Origin of the sequence: Staphylococcus simulans, from assembly GCF_047037175.1 — a bacterium.
Classification (GTDB): domain Bacteria; phylum Bacillota; class Bacilli; order Staphylococcales; family Staphylococcaceae; genus Staphylococcus; species Staphylococcus simulans_C.
This window is the reverse complement of the sequence record NZ_CP178241.1, coordinates 2436860-2462854: the sequence shown is the minus strand read 5'-3', so window position 1 is coordinate 2462854 and position 25995 is coordinate 2436860. Positions and strand designations below refer to the sequence as shown.

23 protein-coding genes are annotated in these 25995 nt (G+C 35.5%); 7 read left to right on the top strand and 16 right to left on the bottom strand.

From position 1 onward, the window contains the following. Positions 1 to 8 precede the first annotated feature (8 nt). From ACFCT9_RS11905 to ACFCT9_RS11860, 10 genes are all read right to left on the bottom strand, one after another. Positions 9 to 1523 carry an ABC transporter permease/substrate-binding protein gene (locus ACFCT9_RS11905; protein WP_412519542.1) on the bottom strand — a complete coding sequence of 505 codons (1515 nt, stop codon included), beginning with the start codon at positions 1521 to 1523 and terminating at the stop codon, positions 9 to 11. Continuing rightward, positions 1520 to 2476, bottom strand: a complete 957-nt coding sequence (locus ACFCT9_RS11900; protein WP_412519540.1) for an ABC transporter ATP-binding protein — start codon at positions 2474 to 2476, stop codon at positions 1520 to 1522. Before ACFCT9_RS11900 ends, ACFCT9_RS11905 begins: the two co-directional genes overlap by 4 nt. 96 nt (positions 2477 to 2572) lie before the next feature. Next, the gene (gene recQ, locus ACFCT9_RS11895) at positions 2573 to 4351 is read right to left on the bottom strand and encodes a DNA helicase RecQ (RefSeq protein ID WP_412519538.1); all 1779 of its coding nucleotides are present in this window, start codon (positions 4349 to 4351) and stop codon (positions 2573 to 2575) included. Positions 4352 to 4363: 12 nt separating this feature from the next. Next, positions 4364 to 6235, bottom strand: coding sequence for an ABC-F family ATP-binding cassette domain-containing protein (locus tag ACFCT9_RS11890; RefSeq protein WP_412519536.1), 1872 nt, complete (start codon positions 6233 to 6235; stop codon positions 4364 to 4366). A gap of 227 nt (positions 6236 to 6462) precedes the next feature. After that, the gene (gene ltaS, locus ACFCT9_RS11885; protein WP_412519534.1) at positions 6463 to 8409 is read right to left on the bottom strand and encodes a polyglycerol-phosphate lipoteichoic acid synthase LtaS; all 1947 of its coding nucleotides are present in this window, start codon (positions 8407 to 8409) and stop codon (positions 6463 to 6465) included. A gap of 563 nt (positions 8410 to 8972) precedes the next feature. Continuing rightward, complete coding sequence (locus tag ACFCT9_RS11880; RefSeq protein ID WP_412519532.1) at positions 8973 to 9977, bottom strand: biotin-dependent carboxyltransferase family protein; 1005 nt, start codon at positions 9975 to 9977, stop codon at positions 8973 to 8975. After that, a complete protein-coding gene (gene pxpB / locus ACFCT9_RS11875; protein ID WP_412519531.1) occupies positions 9965 to 10672 on the bottom strand; it encodes a 5-oxoprolinase subunit PxpB in 708 nt (235 codons plus the stop codon). Before pxpB ends, ACFCT9_RS11880 begins: the two co-directional genes overlap by 13 nt. A gap of 278 nt (positions 10673 to 10950) precedes the next feature. After that, entirely contained in the window at positions 10951 to 11559 is a 609-nt protein-coding gene (locus ACFCT9_RS11870) for an aminotransferase class IV (protein WP_412519529.1), read from the bottom strand. A gap of 5 nt (positions 11560 to 11564) precedes the next feature. Continuing rightward, positions 11565 to 12698, bottom strand: coding sequence for a chorismate-binding protein (locus ACFCT9_RS11865; RefSeq protein WP_412521684.1), 1134 nt, complete (start codon positions 12696 to 12698; stop codon positions 11565 to 11567). Further along, positions 12682 to 13275 (bottom strand): anthranilate synthase component II, encoded by a 594-nt coding sequence (locus tag ACFCT9_RS11860; RefSeq protein ID WP_412519528.1) that lies wholly within the window; start codon positions 13273 to 13275, stop codon positions 12682 to 12684. Before ACFCT9_RS11860 ends, ACFCT9_RS11865 begins: the two co-directional genes overlap by 17 nt. Positions 13276 to 13638: 363 nt before the next feature. On the opposite strand from ACFCT9_RS11860, the gene queC reads away from it, so the two are divergent. The 6 genes from queC (at position 13639) to ACFCT9_RS11830 (ending at position 17677) form a co-directional block, all read left to right on the top strand. Beyond that, a complete protein-coding gene (gene queC, locus ACFCT9_RS11855; RefSeq protein ID WP_412519526.1) occupies positions 13639 to 14310 on the top strand; it encodes a 7-cyano-7-deazaguanine synthase QueC in 672 nt (223 codons plus the stop codon). Between the two features lies 1 nt (position 14311). After that, the gene (locus tag ACFCT9_RS11850) at positions 14312 to 14737 is read left to right on the top strand and encodes a 6-pyruvoyl trahydropterin synthase family protein (protein WP_412519524.1); all 426 of its coding nucleotides are present in this window, start codon (positions 14312 to 14314) and stop codon (positions 14735 to 14737) included. After that, positions 14730 to 15443 (top strand): 7-carboxy-7-deazaguanine synthase QueE, encoded by a 714-nt coding sequence (gene queE / locus ACFCT9_RS11845; RefSeq protein WP_412519523.1) that lies wholly within the window; start codon positions 14730 to 14732, stop codon positions 15441 to 15443. The genes ACFCT9_RS11850 and queE overlap by 8 nt, the downstream gene beginning before the upstream one ends. Positions 15444 to 15558: 115 nt before the next feature. Then, on the top strand, positions 15559 to 16161 hold the full coding sequence (locus ACFCT9_RS11840; RefSeq protein ID WP_412519521.1) for a hypothetical protein: 603 nt from the start codon (positions 15559 to 15561) through the stop codon (positions 16159 to 16161). A gap of 82 nt (positions 16162 to 16243) precedes the next feature. Beyond that, positions 16244 to 16507 (top strand): GlsB/YeaQ/YmgE family stress response membrane protein, encoded by a 264-nt coding sequence (locus ACFCT9_RS11835; protein WP_412521683.1) that lies wholly within the window; start codon positions 16244 to 16246, stop codon positions 16505 to 16507. 330 nt (positions 16508 to 16837) lie between these two features. Continuing rightward, complete coding sequence (locus ACFCT9_RS11830; protein ID WP_412521682.1) at positions 16838 to 17677, top strand: aldo/keto reductase; 840 nt, start codon at positions 16838 to 16840, stop codon at positions 17675 to 17677. A gap of 104 nt (positions 17678 to 17781) precedes the next feature. Here the strand turns inward: ACFCT9_RS11830 and ACFCT9_RS11825 are convergent, their stop codons facing one another. Then, on the bottom strand, positions 17782 to 20085 hold the full coding sequence (locus ACFCT9_RS11825) for a nitric-oxide reductase large subunit (RefSeq protein ID WP_412521681.1): 2304 nt from the start codon (positions 20083 to 20085) through the stop codon (positions 17782 to 17784). A gap of 505 nt (positions 20086 to 20590) precedes the next feature. On the opposite strand from ACFCT9_RS11825, the gene scdA reads away from it, so the two are divergent. After that, the gene (gene scdA / locus ACFCT9_RS11820) at positions 20591 to 21286 is read left to right on the top strand and encodes an iron-sulfur cluster repair di-iron protein ScdA (RefSeq protein ID WP_412519519.1); all 696 of its coding nucleotides are present in this window, start codon (positions 20591 to 20593) and stop codon (positions 21284 to 21286) included. Positions 21287 to 21459: 173 nt separating this feature from the next. Here the strand turns inward: scdA and ACFCT9_RS11815 are convergent, their stop codons facing one another. The 5 genes from ACFCT9_RS11815 to ACFCT9_RS11795 form a co-directional block, all read right to left on the bottom strand. After that, positions 21460 to 22494, bottom strand: a complete 1035-nt coding sequence (locus tag ACFCT9_RS11815) for an ATP-binding protein (protein ID WP_412519518.1) — start codon at positions 22492 to 22494, stop codon at positions 21460 to 21462. Beyond that, positions 22495 to 23145, bottom strand: a complete 651-nt coding sequence (locus ACFCT9_RS11810) for a response regulator transcription factor (RefSeq protein WP_412521680.1) — start codon at positions 23143 to 23145, stop codon at positions 22495 to 22497. It lies immediately after the preceding gene. Positions 23146 to 23158: 13 nt separating this feature from the next. Next, positions 23159 to 23620, bottom strand: a complete 462-nt coding sequence (locus ACFCT9_RS11805) for a DoxX family membrane protein (RefSeq protein WP_412521679.1) — start codon at positions 23618 to 23620, stop codon at positions 23159 to 23161. 52 nt (positions 23621 to 23672) lie between these two features. Further along, positions 23673 to 24104 carry a DM13 domain-containing protein gene (locus ACFCT9_RS11800; protein ID WP_412519516.1) on the bottom strand — a complete coding sequence of 144 codons (432 nt, stop codon included), beginning with the start codon at positions 24102 to 24104 and terminating at the stop codon, positions 23673 to 23675. Between the two features lie 195 nt (positions 24105 to 24299). Then, positions 24300 to 25685 (bottom strand): hemolysin family protein, encoded by a 1386-nt coding sequence (locus ACFCT9_RS11795; protein ID WP_412519514.1) that lies wholly within the window; start codon positions 25683 to 25685, stop codon positions 24300 to 24302. Positions 25686 to 25995 lie beyond the last annotated feature (310 nt).

Sequence of the window (25995 nt, the reverse complement as noted above, 5' to 3'; positions counted from 1 at the left end):
CTTACATATTACTTAATTAAATTGTGTTTCTTTAAATAATCTTTTGCGACTTGATAAGGATCTTCGTTTTTCACAGTCACTTTATAGTTCATTTCTTGCATCTCTTCGTCTGTAATTTTACCTGCTAATTTATTAAGCGGTTTGATGATTTCTGGATGTTCTTTAAGATATTTCTCTTTAAACATTGGTGCACCTTGATATGGCGGGAAGACATGTTTATCGTCTTTTAAAATAACCATATCATATTGTTTTAATTCAGCATCTGTTGAATAAGCATCAATTAAGTTAATGTCACCTTTTTCAACGGCTTGATAACGTAATTTAGGTTCCATAGTACGTACTTTATTAAAGTTTAAGTCATACGCTTTAGAAATAGCTTTATAACCGTCAGGACGATCGTTAAATTCTAAAGTAAAACCAGGTTTGATGTCATTTTCAACTTTTTGTAAATCACCAATCGTTTTCAAACCATGTTGCTTCGCAAAGTCACGTTTCACAGCTAAAGTATAGGTGTTGTTGTATTTCATCGGTTTCAACATCGTCATATGTTCTTTTTTCTCTAAACTTTGTTTAGCTTGGTCATATACTTTCGCTTCTTCTTTGGATTTCAACGGTTCTTTCGTTAACTCACCTAATACTGTTCCGGTAAATTCTAAATAGCCGTCAATGTCTCCAGATTTTAACGCATTGAATAAGAATGATGTTTTACCCATGCCATCTTTAACATCTACAGTGTCATCCGTTTCTTCTTCGATCAAAATTTTATACATATTCGTAATAATTGAAGGCTCTGAACCTAGTTTACCTGCAATCGTGACTTTATCGCCTTTGCCTCCAAATAACGGAATAATAATAACTAACGCTACTACTAAAACGATTGTTCCTAAAGTAATCAATAATTTCTTATACGAAAGTTTCTGCATATAACGTAAAGCTAAATCAAAAACAATCGCTAATATAGCAGCTGGAATAGCACCTAGTAAAATCAATGAACTATTATTACGGTCAATACCTAATAAGATTAAATCACCTAAACCACCAGCACCGATTAACGCCGCAAGTGTAGCCGTACCAATAATTAGAACCATCGCTGTTCTGATACCTGCCATAATAATCGGCATCGCAATCGGCAGTTCAACTTTCGTCAAACGACGTCCAGGTTTCATCCCAATACCCTTTGCGGCTTCAACAAGAGATGGGTCAACTTCCTTAATCCCTGTATATGTATTACGTAAAATCGGTAGTAATGCATACACAACTAATGCGATAATCGCCGGTACTGTCCCAATACCGAATAATGGAATCATTAAACCTAGTAAAGCTAATGATGGAATCGTCTGCATCACAGCAGCAACGTTAATCACCGCTTCAGAGAAATGCTTTGTTTTCGTTAACAAGATACCTAACGGTACCCCGATTAAACACGCAATCAATAATGCGATAAAAGAAATTTGAATATGTTCCAACAACGTACTCAGCAATTCTCCCTTACGCTCTGAAAATGTTTGAAAGAATGCATTCATGATACGTCACCTCGCTTACTTTGTGCTAAAAACTTAAAGACGTCTTCTCTTGTTAGAAGATGGTGTGCATCATGTTGTTTGATTACAACACTTGGATAATGTGTTAAATCTTCATAGACCTTATTTAAAGGTGTATCTGGCAACAGCACCGGTAAATCTTCAGGAGCCTCAACCGTTTGAAGTTGTTTGCCTTCTAGAAGCTGTTCTAGTGTTAATGGCGCTTTATCTGCATGGTCATATTGATTAATAAACTGTTTCACAAAATCATTCTTAGGATGTTGTATAAAACCGTCAGGGGTATCAATTTGTTCTACATGTCCATCATTAAACAAACAAATACGATCTGCTAATTTCATCGCTTCGTTAATATCATGTGTTACAAAGACAATCGTTTTTCTGATTTTCGCTTGGAGTTCTATCAAATCTTCTTGCAGATTTGTACGGCTAATCGGATCGAGTGCACTAAAAGGCTCATCCATCAAAATAACGGGCGGGTCTGCAGCTAAAGCACGTACCACTCCGACACGTTGACGTTGTCCGCCTGATAATTCATCTGGTTTGCGATCACGATATGTATCCGGATCTAAATTGACCATCTCAAGCAATTCATCAATACGTTTATCTATTTTAGCCTTGTCCCAACCTTTCATTTGCGGAACTTGAGCAATATTTTCTTTGACTGTCATATGCGGAAATAATGCGATTTGTTGAAGCACATAGCCCATATCCCAGCGCATTTCATAAACTGGGAAATCACTGATAGGTTTACCTTTAAAATAAATATAACCTGTCGTCAAAGGAATCAATCGGTTAATCATCTTGAGTGTTGTTGTTTTACCACTACCGGAAGGCCCGATTAAGACAAAGAACTCGCCTTCTTCAATGCTGAAGCTGACATCTTCGACAGCCATTTTATTGCCGTATTGCTTAGAAACATTTTTTAATTCAATCATGCATCGTCCACCCACATTCTATTTCTATTTTAAAAAGAACAGCAAGTTCACACTCTCGTTAGCACAGTGAAACTTGCTGTTCTGTATTTAACTCTATTAAACTTGCGCTTTATAATTGTGAATCGTTTCAATAAATTGAGGACAGTAATGTTTTAATTTATAACTGCCGACACCATCTATCGCAATCATTTCCTGTTTAGACTCAGGTTTACGTTTTGCGAATTCTTCGAGTGTAAAATCAGTAAAGATACTAATCGGCGCCACATTTAATTTTTCACTCAATTCTTGTCTGACTTGTACTAATGCATCAAACAATGTTCGATCGACACCTTCAATGGTATTAATATTGACTTTTTCACGGGATTTTTTCTTAAATGGTACCGTATAAATTTTTAAATCCTCACTTAGTATTTGCTTAACCTTTTTATCGCAAGTTAAAACCTCATCATTTTCATTTAAGAAACCTTTAAAGCGCAATTCATCTATTAAATGACTGCATTCTGAAGTGGTATAGTCTTTCATAATGCCGAAAGTTGATAATTTATCGTATTGATTATATTTAATATAATCGGACGACTCGCCTCTGAGCACTTGAATAATCACACCATATGTTTCTTGTTGACGCATACGCACAATACAACTAATGATTTTCTTCGCTTCATTCGTCATATCATAAGTTTTATTTTCATTACGACAATTACTGCATCGTCCACATTCTTCTAACTTTTCATTTGGTTCGAAATAATGAACAAGTGTCGCTTCTAAACACTTTTTCGTTTTAGTATATTGAATCATCTTACTAAGTTTTTCACCCATTTTTTCTTTATAGTCATCGTCCCCCTTAGATGATGAAATAAAGAATTGGTGCAAGTTAATATCACGATCACTAAACAGTAAGATACATTCACTCGTTAAACCATCACGTCCCGCACGACCGGCTTCTTGATAATAAGATTCTAAATCTCCAGGCATATTATAATGAATCACATATCTCACATTCGATTTATCAATCCCCATACCGAATGCATTGGTCGCAATAACCACTTTGACACGGTCAAAGACAAAATCATTTTGTGCTTCATCACGCTCTTTATTCGTTAGTCCTGCGTGATAAATCGCACTGTTGATTTTCTGGTCTTCAAAGACTTGCTGTAATTCTTCAACTTGTTTTCGTGTTGAACAATAAATAATCCCCGCTTGTTGTTTGTGGTCTTTGACATAATCCAGCACAAATTTTTGCCTCTGATATGTCGGGTTGACTTTAAACACCAAATTAGGACGTTTGATACTCGTTTTTACACGATTTTCACTTGAAATATGCAGGCGTTCCATAATATCTCTTTGTACTTCTACAGTGGCTGTTGCGGTTAATGCAGCAATCGCAAAGTCTTGCGGTAAGCACAGGACTTTATCAATCACTTGTTGATAACTTGGTCTGAAATCATGTCCCCACTTAGAAATACAGTGTGCCTCATCAAAAGCAATCAAGTGAATATCTAAACCAAATAACAACTGCATAAATTGACGATTTTCAAAACGCTCAGGTGCAGCGTATAAAAATTTAATTTTGCCTTGTCTTAAATCATCCTCAATCGCACGTTGTTCTTTTTGTGACAAGCTGCTGTTTAAAAATGCAGCTTCAATACCCATCGCTTTTAATTGATCGACTTGGTCTTTCATTAATGAGATTAATGGGCTGATTACAATTGTCACACCGCCCATAATTAACCCAGGTACTTGATAACATAATGATTTACCGCCGCCAGTAGGTAAAACCCCCAGCACATTCTGTTTGTCTAGTATTTTGGAAATAATTTCCTTTTGTCCTGGACGGAAATCTTTATATCCAAAATAATGCGATAATGTCGTTTCCATAAAATTGACCCCTTATTGTTCTTTTAATTCTTCTAATTCGCTCCATCTTGTCATGTCATCTTCATATTGTGATTCTAACGTTTCTTTTTCAGAATTCAGTTCTTGAATTTTCGCATAATCATCGCTTGCGTCTACCATCTCTTGTTCAATCACTTCTAGACGCGCTTCTGTTTTTTCGATACGTTCCATAATCATGTCGTATTCACGCTTCTCTTTATAAGACAATCCCTTACGTTGTCTTTCCTTTTGAACTTTTGGTTGAGCTTTAGCAACTGCTTGTTGTTTCTCTTGTTCTTGTTTATAGGTTTCATAATCTTCGAACGTGCCAATGACACGTTTAATTTGTCCATCATGCACATACCAATATTCTTGTGCTACTTTATTTAAGAAATAACGATCATGGCTGACAGTAATCACTGTGCCGCCAAAAGTTGCGATATAGTCTTCAAGTATCGTTAACGTTTCTGTATCTAAATCATTAGTCGGTTCATCCAATAGCAACACGTTCGGTTGATGTACTAATAAGCGCAATAAATATAATCGCTTTTGTTCACCGCCTGATAATTTGTAAACCTTTTTACCATGTGTAGCACTTGGGAATAAGAAACGTTCTAACAATTGTGTCACTGAAACAGTTGTACCGTCTTTTTCTTTCGCAACTTCACTTTCTTCTCGCAAGAAATCAATCACACGGATATCTCTGTCTAAACGTTCATCCGTTTGTTTAAAGTAGGCTGTTTTAACCGTTTGACCGATTTTCAACTCGCCACTAAAGTCAGTATCTTCACCTGCAAGCAGATTTAAAAGCGTGGTTTTACCTGCTCCATTTGGTCCAACAATACCTATTTGTTGGCCATTTTGAATAATTTGCGTCACATGTTCAAATAATGTTTTATTCGCAATTTGTTTAGACACATCTTTTAATTCAAAGACTTGTTTTCCTAAACGTGAATGTGCAAGGTTTAATTGACCGCTCTCACGCGTTGTCTGATTTTTAACTTGTGATTCTAAGTCACTGAAACGATTAATTCTAGCTTGTTGTTTTGTCGTCCTAGCTTTGGCTCCTGCACGCATCCAAGCTAGTTCTTGTTTATACAATGCACGTGCCTTTTGGTTTTGTTGCTGTTCTATTTGCTCATTTTCAGCACGCATCGCAATATAATCTTCATAGTTGCCTGGATAAGTCGTCAATTTACCCCTATCCAATTCAATAATGCGGGTCGAAACTTCGTTTAAGAAGTAACGGTCATGGGTTACAAATAACACAGTATGTGGATACTGTTTCACATAATTAATCAGCCATTTAATCGAATCAAAATCTAAATGGTTCGTCGGTTCATCCAACAACAATAAATCAGGTTGTTCAATTAATGTTTTTGCTAAGATGACACGTTTTTGTTGACCGCCGGATAATGATTTTACCGATACCGAAGTGTCATGAATCCCTAATTTAGATAAGATTGTTTTTACTTCTGCACTATAGTCCCATGCTTCTGCTTGATCCATCACTTCTTGCATTTTCATCATATGGTTTAAATTTTGGTCATTTTGCGTTTGACTATATTGTTGTACTGCTTTTTCATAATCTCTAATTATCTTCACAGTATCTGTGTCTGCACTCAATACTTCTTCAAGTACAGTTCTATCTTCAGTTAAATCTTGTTTTTGAGAAGAATAACGTATACGGTAATCATTCGGGCAAGTCACTTCTGCTTCAAAGTCGTCATCAAGCCCTGCGATGACTTTCAGCAATGTACTTTTACCTGTACCGTTAATTCCTACCAGTCCGATTCGTTCATGTGCTGAAACAGATAAGTGCAAGTCATCAAAAATCACTTTATCTGCATAAGATTTATGTAAATGTTCAATTTTATACGCTTCCATGTCATGCCTCCACTTATGTTCAGTACGTTCATTCAATTGAGCTTTCAGCCTTTATCTCAATTTTCAGTTCTATATATTATACACCCTATGCGTGTCAAAAGATACTGTTACAGGTTCATCTTAAGCGGATAAATGTGTAAGTTTTGTAAAGACACTCATCAAAAAAATACAGCGGGCAAATCCTTAAGAGGATTCACCCGCTGTTGTGAAATGACGATGTCATTCAATTATTTTTTCTGAGAACCTTTAGGTCCTGTTTTATATTGATATTTAGATGGATTTACTTTTTCGAAATCCGGGTTTTTGTAGAATCTGAATAAGTCACCATTAAGAACGCTGTCACTCATTTCTAAGTCTTTTTCAACTTGTTGTTTATTTTTCTGTAAGTCAGCAGGTTCTTTAGCTAATGGTTCATTTGTTTTATTATCATATGCTCTGCCATTCACATATTTATATTCAGGTGTGATGAAGTCACCATTTCTGAATGGAACCACTTGTTTATGGTCTTTAGATAATAAATCTGTACCTAACATTAAGAAGTTCTTAGTATTAATACCTTCTAAATGAAGCAATGTCGGCATAACGTCGATTTGACCACCATAAGTGTTATCTACGCCGCCTTCTTTACCAGGAACTTTCATCCATAAACCAGTACGGTTTAAGTCCATAAATTTCGCTGGTGTGATTTCTTCACCAATTAATTTTTCCATGGCTTTATTATGGTTTTCAGAAATACCATAGTGGTCACCATAGATAACAATTACTGAATCATCATAGATACCTTTTTTCTTCAATTCATTGACGTACTCTTCTAACGCACTATCCAAGTAGTTTGCTGTTTGTACATAGCCATCTACTGTCGCATCACCTGTATTCGGCTTATCAATACCAGCCTCATCTTGGTTTAATGTGAATGGATAATGGTTTGTCAATGTAATCAAGTGTGAATAGAATGGTTTTTTCATTTTAGATTGATATTCCGCTGATTCTTTGAAGAACGGTTTATCTTTTAATCCTAAGTTTTCAATGTTTTCCGGACTCATATCGTAGTATGTCGCATCGTAGAATTTATCAATACCGAAATGTTTGTAGACTTGATCACGGTTCCAGAATGTTTTGTAGTCACCGTGCATTACGTTGCTTGTATAGCCGCGTTTTTGATCAAGAATTGCCGGTAATGATTGATACGTATTAGAACCTTTCAATGAGTACGCTGAACCTTGAGGTAAACCATATAAACTGTTGTCCATTGTGAACTCAGAGTCTGATGTTTTACCTTGTCCAGTTTGGTGGAAGAAGTTTGGATAATATTTATAGCCTTCTTGTCCTGAAGACAATTTGTTAAGGAAAGGCGTTACTTCTTTACCATTGACTTTTTTATTGATTAAGAAAGTTTGGAAACTTTCTAAGTGGATTTTAATAATATTTTTCTTCTTACCTGCCCCGTAATATTCTGGGTTAGGTTCTACTGCTGCTTGTCTTTGTTTCGTATAGTTCAATACTTTTGTTAAATCATCTTCAGAAGCCATTGCTTTCTCTTGATGGTTTTGAATTGATTTCACACCATCATAAACTGTGAAGTTATATGGTCCAAGATATTTAACTAAATATTTATGGTCGAATGTACGTGTTAATAATTCAGGACGATCAGTTTCTGCAAATGCTAAGTTCAAGAAGAATAAAGCAACTGAAACTGCCATTACAACTGGAACAAATTTCTTGCTGAAAGTACGTGTATCTAACCATTTTGATTTAAAGATCAAAATAAACAGATAAACAATTGTATCTAAGAAATACACGAAGTCGTACCATTTAAATGACGCAGATACTGCGCCTCCCATTGACTCAACGTTACCTACTTGGTTTAATGTACTGAATGTTAAAAAGTCTGAGAAGAATCTAAAGTAAACAACGTTAGCATATAGCAAGAAAGTTAATAAGAATCCGCCGATGAGCATAAACCAAAATGCCTTCTTGCCTTTAAAGAACAAGAATACGCTAAGAATTAATGCTAGCAAGCTGTATGGATTCATTAACAAAATCAAATTTTGGACTAATCCCTTAACTCCTAAAGAAAAATCAACATAATAAGCAAAATACGTCTTCAAACTTACTGTTAATACAGTCAGTAAGAAAAAGACAAAAATGCTTATTTTCTTTTTCTGCAGACTCATGTGTGTCTCCCCCGTTATTGTTATTTAGTATTCAATCAATCATCAAACAGTATCATTTCCCGATTACTTTCTAGTATTTGTCATAGAAAAGATGGCTGCTCAATGGCCAATCATTTAAAGCGAAGCAGTCTTCTGCTGCTTCTTCATCTCTGTATTTTCAATTATCGCGTCAATTTTCGTTATTATTTCTCTCATTTATATTCATAAAAAATTTACATTGTCTACTTCTTTGTAACATTACTGTAACAAAAATCACGTAGTACAGTAATTAAATATAGAACATTCCACACGACATTTCAAGCGAAAACCTATCCAAAATTAACATATTACACTTTATTTTTTCTATGTTAATTTTATACTAAGTAAAGATAAAATCCTTTCATAGTGCATGTTAAGCAAGTTCACTTTTCTTTTGAATTCATGTTAATTGTATAAAATTATACAGGAAATCACACATGATTAAATCAGACTCTAGCCTTAGATATAGAAAGTTGATTTTCATATAAAAAAAACTGAGAAAGTCATTACCTTCTCAGTCGAAATCGTTTAAATGTATGGGTATGTTATTTATTCATTTCTTGCATCATACGGTATTCAATACCATGGAACAGCTGCTGTAACCAGCTGCTATATTTCATTAAGTTATTTTCTGCAGTATAAATATCAATATATTGGAACTTCAAGCGCGCACCTTGTGGTTTTTGCGCAAGTTTTGTGAGATGATAGCTCGCAATTGTCCCTAATTGCGGATAACTTCCTAATGTATAATGATCATTTAATAAAATAATCGGTGAGCCGTCACGTTTAACTTGAATCGTACCGCGTTTGACCGATTGATGCGGCGGCATATCTTCATAGAAGGCTTTAACTGGATCACCTTCTAGAATCATACCTGCACGATTCGCTTTGCTGGTTACTTTATATTCACCATATGTAAAGCGATTCAAAGTTTCTTCATCAAAATCTTCCGATCCTTTATTCAATACGACATGGAACATATCAGACATATAGTTGTGAGATAGCGCATAACCATCAATACCCCAGTCTGTTTTATGTGACACTTTCAAGTTATCGAATAATTTGAGATGACGCTTCGTATAGTTCCGTTTCATATTAATCGCATCACCAGCTTGTAATGCACGTCCTTCATAACCGCCGATTTTTGAAAGAAAGTCTGTAGAAGTCGATCCTAACCATTCTTCAAGTTCTACTCCGCCTCCGATTGCTAAATAAACTCGAGATGTACGATTAGACTCAGAGAATTGCAGCACATCGCCTTTTTCTACTAAATACAACTTATTCGGCAGAATACGCATGTGTTGTGTCCATGCTTTGAAATTACCGCCAGAAAGCGCAATTAATGTCGGTTCTGTAAAACGGATACGCGCCATTTTTGTTGTCATTTCTAGCGTTGCTTCATTTTTATCATTCGCAACTAATCGATTCGCAATCTCATGTGCTAAAAAGTCAATTGCGCCGCCAGGAATAACGCCATCATGCTCGTAACCTTGACGTCCAAAGTCTTGGAAGCTTGAAAAAAGCCCTGGGTTTTCAATTATGATTGACATGATTCATGGCCTCCTACAGTTTCATTTTCAGGTTCAGCTGGTTTGAACCGTACAGTGTCGCCTAACTTCAATAATGTGAAGTCTTCTTTTTCAGGGTTAAATAAACGAACAGGTGTATAACCGATAACGAGCCAGTCACCATATGTATCTGTTGTGACTACGCCGCATTTCTTACCTTCAAGAATGACAGAACCTGCCGGAATAAATTTCTGTTTATTCCCAGTATGGTTGACATAAATACGTTCGTTCAATCCTGTTAAATAAGGAAATCCCGGTGAATAACCCATCATAGACACAAAGTATGTTTTATTCGCGTGCAGCGAAATGAATTCTTCTTCAGTCATTTTGAAGTATTTTACGAGCTCTGCTAAATCAGGGCCATACTCTCCACCGTAATAAACAGGTAGCTCTACTGGCATTTTTACCGCATCTCCATGTCTGACTTCGATTTTAATAGAGTGCAGTAAGTCCGTCATGTATTGGAATGGTGATGTAATATGATGATGTTTCATCATATCTCGTGCATCATAGACAATCATCATATCAGATTCAGTTGGCACGATTTCAGTAATAAATGGATAGTTTTGTTCTAATAAATAAGAACGTAATGCTAACAGATCTTCTGTTGTATGCTGTGTGACTTCTTTTTCCACAGAAACCACAATTGCTTTGTCACCTTGACTATAAATTTTCATAATGCACCTCTGGTCTTCATTGATTATAAAAGATATTGAGCAACCTCAAAATATACGTCATCATCATCTTCATAAAGTAATATACGAGCACGAGTTGGATAAGCAGCATTACGCCTACGACGGCTTTTGCTGCAAAAGGTTTCTGCTGCTGCAGGAAATAACGTGCTAACCGCTTCGCAACCCATACTACCAAAACGATCAATATCAGGACAATTCCAATCATGCTGCCACCTTTATTTATACCCTTCTGCTACTTATAAGTTTAATCATACTTAATTTTAAAGATTAATCTGTATCTCGGCAACCTCTCGCAAGCTATTTATCAAGAAAAGCTCTGCTTCATGTGCCTCTAATTTTTCTCGTAATTCATCTATCGTATAATCTCTCACTACTGCTTTCCCTTCATCTAATAACTGTGCACGCATGCATCCTTTTAAGAAATCATGGTCATATGAAGGCGTATAGTACTGATCTTGTTCTTTAATTAAGACATTACCAATATCAAATTCTAATACCTTACCCTGTGAATTATAATAGAGCACTACATCCGTCTCATGAAGATGTGACACATGTTCGCGGTGAGATGTTTTATTGATATACTGCCACTTCGGATAATCCATACACATTAATTGTGCTTGCGCAGTGAAGGCCTTCTTATCAGGTAAATCCACACATTGATAAGTCAGTTCGCCAGATTCATCTGCCATTACTTTCAAGCGGTATGTACCTTTAGGATATTGGCGTTTAATTTCATCAAGATAGGCTTCCCATTGCACCTCAGTCAATGGAATAGAAAGCTGCTTGGCTGAATTTAAAATACGTGCTTTGTGATAAGCTAGGCGCGGAATTTCTCCTTCTGTTAAGCGCATCGTCTCAAATAAGTTCATCCTAATCACTCCAATATTCTCGCTTTCGCTTCAAATTCTGCGACTTCTGCCTCTGGATCTGAATCAATGGTAATCCCTGCACCGACACCATAAACCGCTTCATCGTTGATATATTGTACTGTGCGAATCGGTACATTGAAGATGGACGGTCCTTCTGGAATCATTAATCCAATCGTACCGCAATATACATGACGCGGTGTACCTTCTAAAGCTTTAATATAGCGCATTGTATTAAGTTTCGGTGCACCTGTAATCGAGCCACATGGGAAAAGCGCAGTCAGTATACGGTGTAATGACGTCGCTTTAGGTAATTGTCCTGTGACCATACTTGTCATTTGGAAGACTGTTTGATAACGCTCAATATGAAACGGTTGATAAACCTTAACACTGCCTGGTTGTGAAATACGCGCGATATCATTACGTAATAAATCAACAATCATCACATTCTCAGCTTGGTCTTTTTTGGATTGCGCTAATTGTTGATAGTAAGCGTCATCCTCCGCTTGATCTTTCCCTCTCGGCATCGTGCCTTTCATAGGTTTGCTTAAGACTACGTCTGGTATCTCTTTAAAGGCCCCTCTTTGAAAGAAGAGTTCAGGTGAAATGGACGCAATTTGCAGTTCTTTTGTATCCAACAAGGCTGTGTAGTTACCGTGACTGCTTCTTGTTAAATAATGATACATCGCACGAATCGGCATACGAATAGAGTCATACATTCTTGTTGTATAGTTCACTTGGTACGTATGACCATCTACAATGGCTGCTTGAACTTGTCGGATATGTTCAATCATCGTTGCTTTCGGCAATTTAAATTGAAAGTGCGGACGTACGATGTCTGGCTTATACTTTTCTTCTATTGTTTCAGGCGAATCAAATACATAGGCTGCCGCATAGACATAGTTTGTAATCTGAGGTTGGTTGACTGCCATTTCTGAATTAAACGCAGGTGCAGCTTCATAAGGCAGATACACACAAACATATTGCCCAGATTGGTGTGCTTGTTCAGCGAAATCGATGACCTGATGCACCTCGTTTAAATCGTAAGCAATCTTCTGATCCAAAATTGTATTGAAATGGTACTGATACTGCTTATAGTCTTCTTCATCTGTGTAGTAACGGTAATTAAAGTGCGCGCGCAACGTTTTCACCTGCCTGCTCAAGAAAGAGTCGAATTTGTTCATGACCATATTCGCTTAAAATCGATTCAGGATGATATTGCACACCATAAATCGGATAACTTCTATGTGCGACTGCCATCACAATGGCTTCATCATTTCGTGCAGTCACCTCTAAGACGTCAGGCATACGCAAGGCATCTGCACATAAAGAATGGTAACGCATCACATGAAATTGTTTAGGCAACCCTGCAAATATACCTTGTTCATTATTTGTAATTAATGTCGTGTGTCCATGTACAGGACGTGAACTATGAATAATCGCACCGCCATAATGTTCAACGATGAATTGAAATCCTAAACATACGCCTAATATAGGAACACGCCCTTCAAATGTATGGATGACTTCATTTAAAATCGGATAGTCGCTTGGACTTCCAGGACCTGGAGAAATTACAAGCGCATGCGGCTCCATCATTTCTAGTGTATTTATATCGAGCGCATCAACATCTATCACTTTTACTGCTTCATTGCTTTCTGTCTGCAGATAGTCTACTAAGTTATATGTAAATGAGTCTTTATTATCTATCATTATAATCATTCTCAACTTGTCCCCTTACTCAACATTCTATTTGTTTCGTCGAACAATGCTATTAACTTCATTTTACAAGATGTCACTAAATTTTGTAATAGTAGAAACCAAGACACCTTGATTTTAATGAGGAAATATATTATTCTATCTATCGACATTAAAACACAGAGGTTCCTAGCTGATACCCTCTATAAAAAACTAGACTTTTACTTTCAATCGTCTATCTTTTATAGAGATAGTCAATATACTACGTCATTGTCTATAGCAACTCGAACCTAAATGCGTCATCTTGAGTTATCAAGATCTTCATATTTTAGGTTCGAGTTTTTTATTGATTGAGCTAGGTCATCACTTTAAAGGAGAGATTGACTTATGGCACCCCATAAACTTGATGATGATAAAGCACTCGTCGTATTCAGCGGAGGACAAGACAGTACGACGTGTCTCTTTTATGCGAAAGCAAAATTCAAAGAAGTAGAACTGGTGACGTTCCAGTATGGTCAGCGTCACGATACTGAAATTGAAGTTGCGAAACAAATCGCAAAAGAACAAGGTTTAAAACATCATATTTTAGATATGTCTTTATTATCACAACTCACACCCAACGCTTTGACACAGCATGATCTACAAATTGAAGAGACTGACGATGGTGTTCCAAACACCTTCGTGCCAGCACGTAATCTATTATTCTTATCATTCGCAGGCGCGTTAGCCTATCAAATTAAAGCACGTCATATTATTACAGGTGTTTGTGAAACAGACTTTTCTGGTTATCCAGACTGTCGCGATGATTTTGTGAAATCTATGAACGTCACTTTGAATTTATCAATGGATAAAAACTTTGTGATTCATACACCGCTCATGTGGTTAGACAAAAAAGAAACATGGGCATTAAGTGACGAGCTTGGTGTCTTAGATTATATCCGTTACAATACATTGACTTGCTATAACGGGATTATCGCAGATGGCTGCGGTGAATGTCCGGCTTGTCAATTACGCGCACGTGGTTTAAATGCTTATTTAGCAGAAAAAGGAGAGAACTGATTTGTTACAACAAATTTATCCAACAGTTGCACATCCCTACGCTTTCGAATTAAATAAAGACTTTCATTTTGCAGGCGCTCACTATATTCCGTGTGAAGATGCCGGCAAATGTGTCCGTACGCATGGTCACACTTACTTTGTGAATTTAACGATTGTTGGTGATGAACTCGATCATAGTGGATTCTTAATCAACTTTGCAGCTTTAAAAAAACAAATTCATGAACAATTCGACCATTATTTATTAAATGACTTACCGCTTTTCAAAGATAAAATGCCATCCACTGAAGTGGTTGCACAAACGATTTGTCAGCTGACAGAAGACATTTTAGCTAAACAACCAAATCAACCAAAATGTGCACAAGTTTATTTACGCGAAACACCTTCTAGTTATGTAGTTTATCGCCCTAAGGAGTTCCGTCATGGCTAAAATTCCTGTGCTAGAAATTTTCGGACCGACCATTCAAGGTGAAGGACGCGTCATCGGACGCAAAACGATGTTTGTGCGTACTGCAGGTTGCGATTATCGCTGCAGCTGGTGTGACTCCAGCTTTACTTGGGATGGCAGTATGAAAGATGAAATTCAAATGATGACGGCAGAAGAAATCTATGACCGTCTCTATGAAATTGGCGGCGATTGTTTCAATCATGTCACAATCTCTGGCGGCAACCCTGCATTAATCAAAGGGATTCAAGACTTAGTGGATCTCTTTGAAGAGAAAAATATTGAAAGTGCCTTAGAAACACAAGGTAGCCGCTTCCAACCGTGGATGCGTCAAATCAATGATTTAACTATCAGTCCTAAGCCGCCAAGTTCAGGTATGAAACCTAACTTGCAGATACTTGATGAAGTGATAAATCAGTGTGTGAAAGACACATTAAATCTTAAAGTCGTTGTCTTTGATGATGCGGACTATGAATTCGCAAAACAGATGCATCATCGTTATCCAGACTTACCATTTTATTTACAAGTCGGCAATCCATACTTGGATGACGAAGTAGAAAATCATACCGCACGTTTGCTTCAGCGTTACGAGGCATTAGTAGATAAAGTCATGCAAAGTAATGACATGAATCAGGTTTATGTTTTACCACAACTGCATACATTACTATGGAGTAATATGAAAGGTGTTTAAGCTTCGGGCAGTGAAATGCCCGAGGTTTTTTAGTTTTAAAGTGTTTTCAAATGCTTAAATGTACTGAAATTGGTATAATATTCCAGTGAATATTAGAAGTCAGGAGACGCACCCTATGCTCATATACATAATTATCAACATTGCGATTATATCAGCTTCCATATTGATTGATATGTATTTACAATCTAACAATCAAGTTAAGTTAAGTACGATTCTTATAGCAGTTTCAATAAACAGCGTGATTAATCTTATCGTCATCGGAAAATATGATTTTATTTCGCATGCGATGGTTGCGTTTATATTAATTTGGACCTTACTTGCGTTATTGACAGACCGTAAGTATAAGCCCATTGTATTTACGACTCAGAAATTTATGGCATTTATTGTCTTCACATTGTTGAGTCTCTCTTTATTTATCGTATTCAACACAAGTGAGAAATCTTATTATATGTCTGTTCCTTATTTAGCACCTGTATTCTTCATAATCGGCGCATCTGTCATCTTCTTAACTATCTTCCAAAGTTCAGAGGATACTACTTTTAGAAGCCGTTTTATGAAGCATCAATCTAAATCATTAACCATTGGCACACTCTTGATTATTCTCTCATTTTTTGTGATGAATTTATTAACACCATTTTGGTATGTTTTTCTAATCGTTTATTCAATAATATTTTTATTTATCATATTGACGAAACCTTTTTGTGAAAAAATGGGTTAAAAATGATTACCTAATTCAAATACGTGGTATAAATTAAAAAGCACAATAAAAAACATTGTCAGTATTGAATTAGGAGGCTATTATTATGGGATTAATATTAATGATTATCGTCGGAGGCCTAATCGGTTGGTTAGCCGGCGCAATTTTAGGTAAAGACATTCCTGGAGGAATCTTAGGTAACATTATCGCTGGTATTGTCGGCGCTTGGCTTGGCTCATCACTACTCGGTAGTTGGGGTCCATCATTAGGCGGCATTGCAATCTTCCCAGCGTTAATCGGTACAATTTTATTAATTGTTATCCTTTCATTAATTTTGGGTGCAATCCACAAAAACAAAAGAAAATAAGGCTTAGTACACAAGATGTATTAAACTGAACTTCCTTGGTGCCAGGACATAATTGTTCTGGTACCTAATAAAAAAGGCAATTTTCACATTTAAAAATGAAAATTGTCTTTTTTTATTTTGTGATAAACTTACAATTTAACAATTGAATTCATAAAAAAACATCCAGTCATCCAAAAATTAACTGTAATCCCTTAAATAGACATCCCTAACAAATAATATTATTTTTTCTCAATAAATATCTCTCAATTTAATTGCGTATCAGCTTCTCTTTAATAGTATTAGCTATCTTTTCTTTGATACAATGAAGAAAAAGTAGAAGGAGCGCGAATCATATTGAAGAAGAAAGTAAAGTTGAATAACGATGTTAAAATACCCCGCATAGGCTTAGGTGTTTACAAAATTGATGACAAACATATGGAACATGCTGTAAAAGCTGCTGAAGATTCAGGTTATCGTGCTTTTGATACCGCATATTTCTATGACAACGAAAAAGCTTTAGGCCAAGCGATTAAAAAAAGCAAAGTTCCTCGCGAAAAGCTTTTCATTACTACAAAGCTATGGAATGATTATCAAGGTTATGAAAATACGAAAGTATACTTTAAGAAGTCTTTAGAAAACCTTGGTGTAGATTACTTAGATATGTTTTTAATTCATTGGCCATGTGAAGCAGATGGCTTATTTATTGAAACATATCAAGCCATGGAAGAACTGTATAAAGAAGGTCGCATTAAAGCAATCGGTGTCTGCAACTTCCAACAACATCACCTTGAAAAACTAATGGAACACACTGAAATCGTACCTGCAGTGAACCAAGTAGAATTCCATCCCTACTTAAATCAACAAGACTTGCAAGATTTCTGTGATAAACATGGTATTAAAGTAACAGCTTGGATGCCTTTAATGCGTGGACGTGGTTTATTCGAAGATCCTGTTATTGAAAAACTAGCAAAAAAATATGAAAAAACACCTGCACAAATTATCTTAAACTGGCATTTAATGCACGGTAGAATCGTCATTCCTAAATCACAAACACCTTCAAGAATCAGCGAAAACTTTGAAGCCATTGGCTTTGAATTACAAGAAAAAGACATTAAAAAAATCGATCAATTAAATCAAAACTTACGCCAAGGCAAACACCCTGATGATGTGAGAATTGGTACATTAAAATAACTTCATTAAAGTTCATATATTAAGAAAGGACAGTGCAGAGCGTCAAACTCTGTACTGTCCTTATTGTTATTCATTTTCTTCTAATTTAAAATATCTTTTAGTTATCAGATTTTCTTTTGATGATTATCATTTTTAACTTTTTTAAGGTGCATCACAGCACGTACGGTAATTACAAGTAGTATCACAACACCTACAGTAAAGATTAAGTCCCAAGGTAATCTACCCCATAGTAACCAAAACACTGAATCTTTTTGGTAGAATTCTGTTAATCTTGCATGCCAATAACCATGTTTCAATGCGTCTGCAAGTTGAATATAACCAACCGGAAGCAATGTTACAAAAACCATACCAGCTAAACCAATATTTAATAACCAGCATGAAATAGAAATCCATTTTTCAACGTTTTTCGTCCAAAAATCAGATTTCGTAATACTTCTTAATACATATAGCATAATCGCAATAGAGAACATGCCATAGACCCCTGCCATCGAACCATGTGCATGGGCTGCTGTCCATTGTGTACCGTGTTCGAAATAGTTAATCGCCGGTGCATTAATTAAGAAACCTAGTGCACCTGCACCAATAGCGTTCCATAATCCTGTAGAAGCTAAGAAGATGAAAGTACCTTTATATGGGAATTCAATTTGACTGAATTTATATACACGATAATGTGTGTAAGCTTCCCAAATCAATAAACATAATGGTACCACTTCTAAAGCAGAGAAGCTTGAACCTAAGGCTAACCAAATTGAATGGTCGCCTTGCCAGTAATAATGGTGCCCCATTCCTACAATGCCTGTGCCGAGCAGTAAAATGATTTGAAAGTATAATGCACGAATTGTCGAATGAATGGTTGTTAATTTCATATCTACCATCAAGAAACCAATTAAAATCACCGCAAAGGCTTCAAAGATACCTTCTACCCATAAATGCACAATCCACCAACGCCAATAATCCGCGAATGTAACATGTGAGTTAGGCATAATAAAGAGTGATGCTAAATAGAATAATGGAATTGCGATAGCACCGATGAACAAGAGTAAAATCAGACGTTTTCGATGTTGTTCACTGCCATCTTTAATTGCTGGAATAAAGCCTCTTGCTAAAATAAACATCCAAAGCACCATGCCAATGATAAATAGAATTTGCCAGAATTTACCAAGTTCGATATATTCCCAGCCAAAATGACCAAATAACCACCATTTATCATTAATCCAGCCTAAAATGTTGCCCCATTCACCTAGCATACTGCCGCCTACAACAAGTAATAAGGCAATGAATAAGATATTGACTAATTTACCTTGATGTTTCGGCTCTTTACCTAACACTCTCGGCACTATATAAATACCTGTCGCAAGCCATGTTGTAGCAACCCAGAAGATAACCAACTGCAAGTGCCAAGTCTTCGCAATATTGAATGGGAACAGTTTTTGTAATGGAATGCCGAAGAATTCATTCTCTACATAATAATGGGCCATTAATTCACCCAGCAGTATTTGTATTAAGAACAATATCATGACAATCACAAAGTATTTGGCCGTTTTAGCCTGACTTGATGTAATCGTATCTTGAATTTTAATCTCAGGCAATCGACGTTCACTGTCATACGTTGATTCCATGTCAAATTGATAACGTCTTTGGAAATAAATAATAATCGCAACACCTGCGACTAATATCGCAACAGAAATAGCTGACCATATCAATGCTTCACTTGGCATTGTATTACCTGCTTGTTCATCAAATGGCCAATTGTTTGTATATGAAAAATCTCTATCTGGACGGTCTGTTGATGATAACCAAGCACCCCAGAAGAAGAAATCACTTAGATGTTCAATTTTATTACCTTTGACCATATAATCATCTGTTTTAATTTGGTCAATCATATTTTGTGGCAATCCTGCTTGTTTAGGATTATTCACAAACTCTTTATGATAGTAATCTCTGACATAGTTTAACCCTGCAATTTGTGCATCTGTTAATACAAGTTCATCTTTCGCTTTTGAATAGCGATTCACGCGTATTTCTTTTTTTACCTTGTCTTCAATACCTGCTTTCTGCATTTGGTTTAATTGTTTAAAAGGTTTATCATAAAGATGTTCAGCATAATAATGATGCATCCCTTTTAAATAATGATGCAATGTTTCTGCAGTATAATCCGGACCTAAATAAGATCCGTTCCCTAAATAAGAACCATAATCCGTCAAACCGTACTTTTCATAAATGGCTTGACCACTGATGAGTTCAGATTTAGAAATAATCGTCTGTCCACTTTCATTCACGACTTTGGTAGGACGAGGCGCCTCATTTTTAAATATCAACCAACCACCAGCGAGTAAAATACCGAATACAACAACTAAAATCGTTACTAATACTTTCGACAATCTACTGTATGGACTTTTCATTCTGATTTCTCTCCTCAGCAACTTCGACTCTCAAATTCAGAATACGCCTACACTAATTGATAGTAAATATCATTCTCAATTAGTTCTAAATTTTGTCATAAATGTATTAATACATAAATTGTTATTTTCTTCGATTTTAGTTATATTTTAATATATTTATTGTTAAGCAACTTTTGTGTCCTACAAATCATTTAATAAGCAGTGTTAGTCCTCTTTTCTTTATGAAATTCTCACTTCCACACTACTATTGAGAACCATTTTCAATTATTCGGAATTCTGTCACAAAACAATACAATTACTCTTATCGTATATTAAGTAACTATATTCCTTTTCGTTTTGTTGAAAATAAGAGAGATGACAGTTACTTACATCTCTATAAGGGTAAATTTATAATAAATCACCTTGAAGTTTTTATGAAGATTACAATAATAATTTTAATTTAGAACACTTTTTGTTTTTATTTAGCATCATTCTACTTATAATAGAGATGAGTCGAAAAGGAGCGTATATTATGATTACTAAAACTGATATTGTGGCGAACGTTGTGACAGATTATCCGAAAACTGCAGATGTCTTCAAACGTTCTGGTATAGATTTTTGTTGTGGCGGTCAAGTTTCAATCGAAGAAGCTGCGAAAGATAAAAAAAGAGTCGTTTTAGATGATTTATTAGCTGAACTTGATGAAGCAAGTAAACAAAATGCAGGCGGACAAGGTATCAATCCTAAATATTTAAGTATCCCTTCTTTAATTCAATACATTCAAGATGCTTATCATGAACCAATGAAAGAAGAATTTAAAAACTTAACACCTTATGTCACTAAATTAGCGAAAGTTCACGGACCAAGTCATGCGTATCTTTTAGAATTAAAAGATTTATATACAACTTTTAAAAATAATATGTTAGAACATACGCAAAAAGAAGATGAAAAAGACTTCCCTCAACTGATTGCCTTTGCGAATGGTGAATCAGTTGATAATGTCGAAGCAATTATCGAAGATTTAACCGCTGATCACGACAGTACAGGCAACTTATTACGTAGAATGGATGAAATCACAAATGATTTCCAACCTCCAATCGAAGCTTGTGGTACTTGGCGCTTAGTTTACACTCGTTTAGCTGCGTTAGAAAACGCAACATTACAACACGTTCATTTAGAAAACCACGTATTATTTGAAAAATGTCGTGAACAGCTACAACAAGGCTAATCAACGCTTATATTTATTTGAATCTTTCATATAACAAAACAGACAAGGTTGAAGATATGGTTAGGTCTTCAATCTTGTCTGTTTTCTTTTATTACTTCTTTGTTTTTTATTTTTAAGCTTACTTTTTATAGTTATCTTACTTTTGCTTTCTATGTTTCTTGCTTATGATTGCTTTATAATTTTGGCAAGGATACTATCATCGTCGTCCCTACTTCAGGTTCACTTTCAACTTGAATCGTTCCGCCGATTTGTCGAATGAGTTCTTGTGTAATATATAATCCTAAACCAGAACCCCCTGTATGATAATTTCTAGAATCTTCTACTCTGAACGTACGCTCAAATATCCGCTTAATGTCGTCTTTTGCGATACCGATACCTTTATCTTTGATGTAAATTTGTATTTGTTTATCATCTTCAGCAAGACAAATATAAATCGGACTGCCTGATGGCGAGAAGTTCATCGCATTATCAATTAAGTTTGTGATAATACGTTCTAGCGGTTGAGGATACTGTTTAAACGGTGCTAATTGGTCACAGAACTTTACTTCTAAATGTCTATGATCTATTTTCATACGTTGTTCATACCCATTTAAGATGTTTAGTAGCAGCTGATCAATTTGAATTACTTCAACTACATACGTGTTCGGCGCATCTAATGTGGCGACATTGGTTAACTCATCAAACATTTTAGATAGACGATTAGATTGTTTAATCAACGTGTCATAGGCTTCCTGACAATCTGTTTGTGAATAAATAACCCCGTCTTTTAAAGCTTCGGAATATGAAATTATACAAGAGAGCGGTGTCTTTAAATCGTGAGCTAAATTCTGAATCAGTTCATATTTCTCTTGTTGTTCCGATTTAATTTGAACCATTTGTTTTGTAATCTCATGCGCCATTTTATTAAAGGAATGACTGAGTTCTTTAATTTCCCTCGGAGACGTAAATTGCGTTGGTTCCATCTCATAATTTCCATCCGCAAATTGTTTCGTTCTGACATTAAAGTGTTTAATCTTTTGAACAAGCGGCGTTAAAAAGAAACTACATATGAATAAAGTTAAACAACTTGATACAATGGCGCTGGCTGTCAATAACACAGTTGTATGTCCATTGAACAACATGAATTTATACGCAATACCGAGTATGGTTGAAGCCAAGAGGACGCTAGATAATACACCGATAATGACTTGTGTTCTAATAGAAAACATTTAGCCTACTTTCCTTTCAAACTTATAACCGAGTCCCCATACAGTAGTAATTGTGTACGCTTCAAAATGAAATTGTTCAAATTTTTCTCTGATACGGTGAATATGGACATTCACTGTACTCGCATCTTCATAGTAGTCATAACCCCATACTTCTTCTAATAACTGTGATTTGGAGATAGCTTGATTTTCATGTGTCGCTAAATACCACAATAGTTCAAATTCTTTAATTCTTAAGTTAACAATCGCGCCATCAATCTCAACACTTTTTTGTTGATCATTTAACTTTAGCGTATCAAAGGTTAACATTGTTTGTGCAATCTGCGTGCGTTTCACACGACTCAACAAATTATTTGCACGTAAAACAAGTTCTCTAGGGCTAAATGGTTTCTTTAAGTAATCGTCTGCCCCAAGTGTCAAAGCATAAATTGTATCATGCTCTTTTGTTTTTGCGGACATGTAGATAAACGGAATATCAAGTTGGCGTTGTTTCATTTCTTTAATCACTTCATAGCCATCGACATTGGGCATCATAATATCCAAAACGATTAAATCAATGGATGAATCAAGTTGGTTCAAAGCATCTTCTCCGTTATGTGCAGTTAACACTTGATAGCCTTCGTACTCAAAGTACGTCTGACAGATGTCGACCATGTCTTGTTCATCATCAACGATTAAAATTGTGTTCACGTTTTATATCACCTTTTTCTTTAATATATGTGATTATAGCACTCAATGAAATTTGTTTTAATAAGTTTTTATTCATTAATAAAATAATAAAGAGTGCTAATTGAACAGGATACGTGAAAATCATATCTGATAAAATATAATTTAGCATAACAAAGGCACCAAAGAAACTTGCAATATGTGACAAAATTCCTAATATTAACCCTAAACCAATCGCAATTTCCCCTAAAGGTATAATTACATTAAAGATAGGCGCACTATGCGCAACAATGTGTTCAAAAAAGAGTTTGAACCAGACAGGAGAATCTTCATTTTTGATAACGACTGGAATCAAAGGTTCAATTTTAAAACTGCCTGTTAACTTCTCCCATCCTTGAACCAGCATATATCCCCCGGCAACAACACGAATCACAAATAAAAGTGCAAGTTCAATTGTGTGTATATAACGTTTCATAACATCACTTCTTTTCTCGTTGAATTCTTATTTTAAGGCTCTATTTTACTTTCGCAGCACCAAAGATCACGTGTGCTTTCTTGCAGTAAATAGTCACTTCGTTATATTGATCTAGATTTGCATCTTTGATGTCGAAGGTTTGTGTCGGTTTATTATAGTCGACCATTTCAAGTTGTTTTCCTTCTTTAATGTTGCCGTCTTTAGTTAAATAGACATACAAGTCTGGACCTTTCGCTGATTTAAAATCAGTTAATTTAATTTGGTTATCTTCAATTTTAACGTGACCAGATACTTCTTCTTCACCTGATTTAAATTCACCAGTCAGCACTTTATGATTCTTATGGTCTTTATGATCATGTGATGCCTGTTCTGTTTTTTCTTTTGGTTGTTCATTGTTTTGATTGTTACAACCAGCTAAAGCGATTGTTGTTGCTAAAAGTGAAGCAGCTAATAAATGTGTTTTAAATTTCATGATAAACCCTCATTTCATTTTATTTTTTGTAAAGATTAAACTCATTATAAATGAGGGTTTTATATCATACCATTAACTATTTATTAACTAAGTTATAACTTCAATTCATGTCATATTTATGTCAAAAAACATGAAAAAACCCTTTTAAACCTAACACTTTAAGTGCGGTTTAAAAGGGTTTTAACTGTATAACGATTATTCTTCGCTGTCTTTTTTATCTTTTTTACTTCTTCTATTATTGTCGTCATCTTCATCTTCTTCTATAGTAGATTGACGTTCAGCGTTATATTCATGTTTTAAAATTACTGTGATAATTTGATGATTTTCAATGTCTGAAATAATCCAACGATCGAAATACGTATCTACATAATCATTCTTTTGTAAGTTTGTATTATGTGCTTGTAACCATCCGCCGATAGTATCGATATCATCAGAGTCATCAAATTCAATACCGAGTTGATCTGTTAGGTCTTCTAATAAGACACGTCCATTAATTTGGAAAGTGTCATCATTTAATTTGATAACGTCATTGACTTCGTTATCATCAAATTCGTCACGGATTTCACCAACGATTTCTTCTAAGATATCTTCCATCGTTAAGATACCTGCTGTACCGCCGTATTCATCAATAACTAAACTGATGTGTACACGTTCACGTTGCATTCTGATTAATGCATCGCTGATGCGTGTTGTTTCTGAAATCAATGGTAATTCATGAATATAGTTGGCAATCTTGATTGGTTTGCCTGAAGCATACTCTGTCAAGAATTCTTTCACATTAATAAAGCCTTTGATATGGTCTTTGTCGCCGTCTTCTGTAATTGGGTAACGAGTGAATTGATATTCTTTAAGTGTCTCTAATAATTCATCCACAGTAAAAGGTTCATTTAAAGTAACCATTTGTGTTCTTGGCACCATGACATCTTTCGCTTGTCTCTCATCAAATGAGAAAATATTTTGCATATAAGCAAGTTCTGTCTGGTTAATCTCACCGCTGTTATAACTGTTGTTGATAATCATTTTAATTTCTTCTTCTGTCATCGCATCATTATTTTCATCTGGATTGATACCAAACAGTCGGATAATCATACGTGCAGAACCATTCATTAACCAAATTAATGGTTTCATGATTAAGCCGAAATAATAAAGCGGACGTGCATAAAGTAACGCAACTTTCTCAGTGTGTTGAATCGCTAATGTTTTAGGTGCTAATTCACCTAATACTACATGCAGATATGTCACAACTAAGAATGAAACAACGATTGAAATCGTTGTATTTAAGGCATCAGGCATAGGAATCAATTCAAAGATTGGGTGTAATAATTTAGAAAAGACAGGTTCACCTAACCAACCTAATCCTAAAGATGTTACCGTGATACCAAGCTGACAGGCTGATAAATAATAGTCAAGATTTGAAATCATTTTCTTGACGACAGCTGCACTGCCATTACCTTCTGCAACCATTTCTTCAATTTTAGTAGCTCTGACTTTCACCAAAGCAAATTCTGATCCAACAAACACAGTTGTCAGTGCGATTAAAAATATAAAAATTAACAAGTTTATTATGGTCGTACTATCCAATTAGTTCCCTATTGCTAGGGATTCACCTCCAAGTTATATGCCGCTATGTACGGCAATGATGTTTCGCTTATCGTTTTGCGTAATGTGACAAATGATTAGTCCATCCTTCCCATTTCCACAGCGACACCTCCCAACTAGCGTAAAATCTAACAAGATTATCATATCATAATCATCATGCAAATAGTAATTTTTTCGGACTGAATTTCACTTATTTTTTCATAACAAAAAATAAACAGCTAAGATACGAGTCAGCCCGATAAACAAGCTATCTCTCTCTTAACTGTTTATTCGAATATACATTTACCTACCA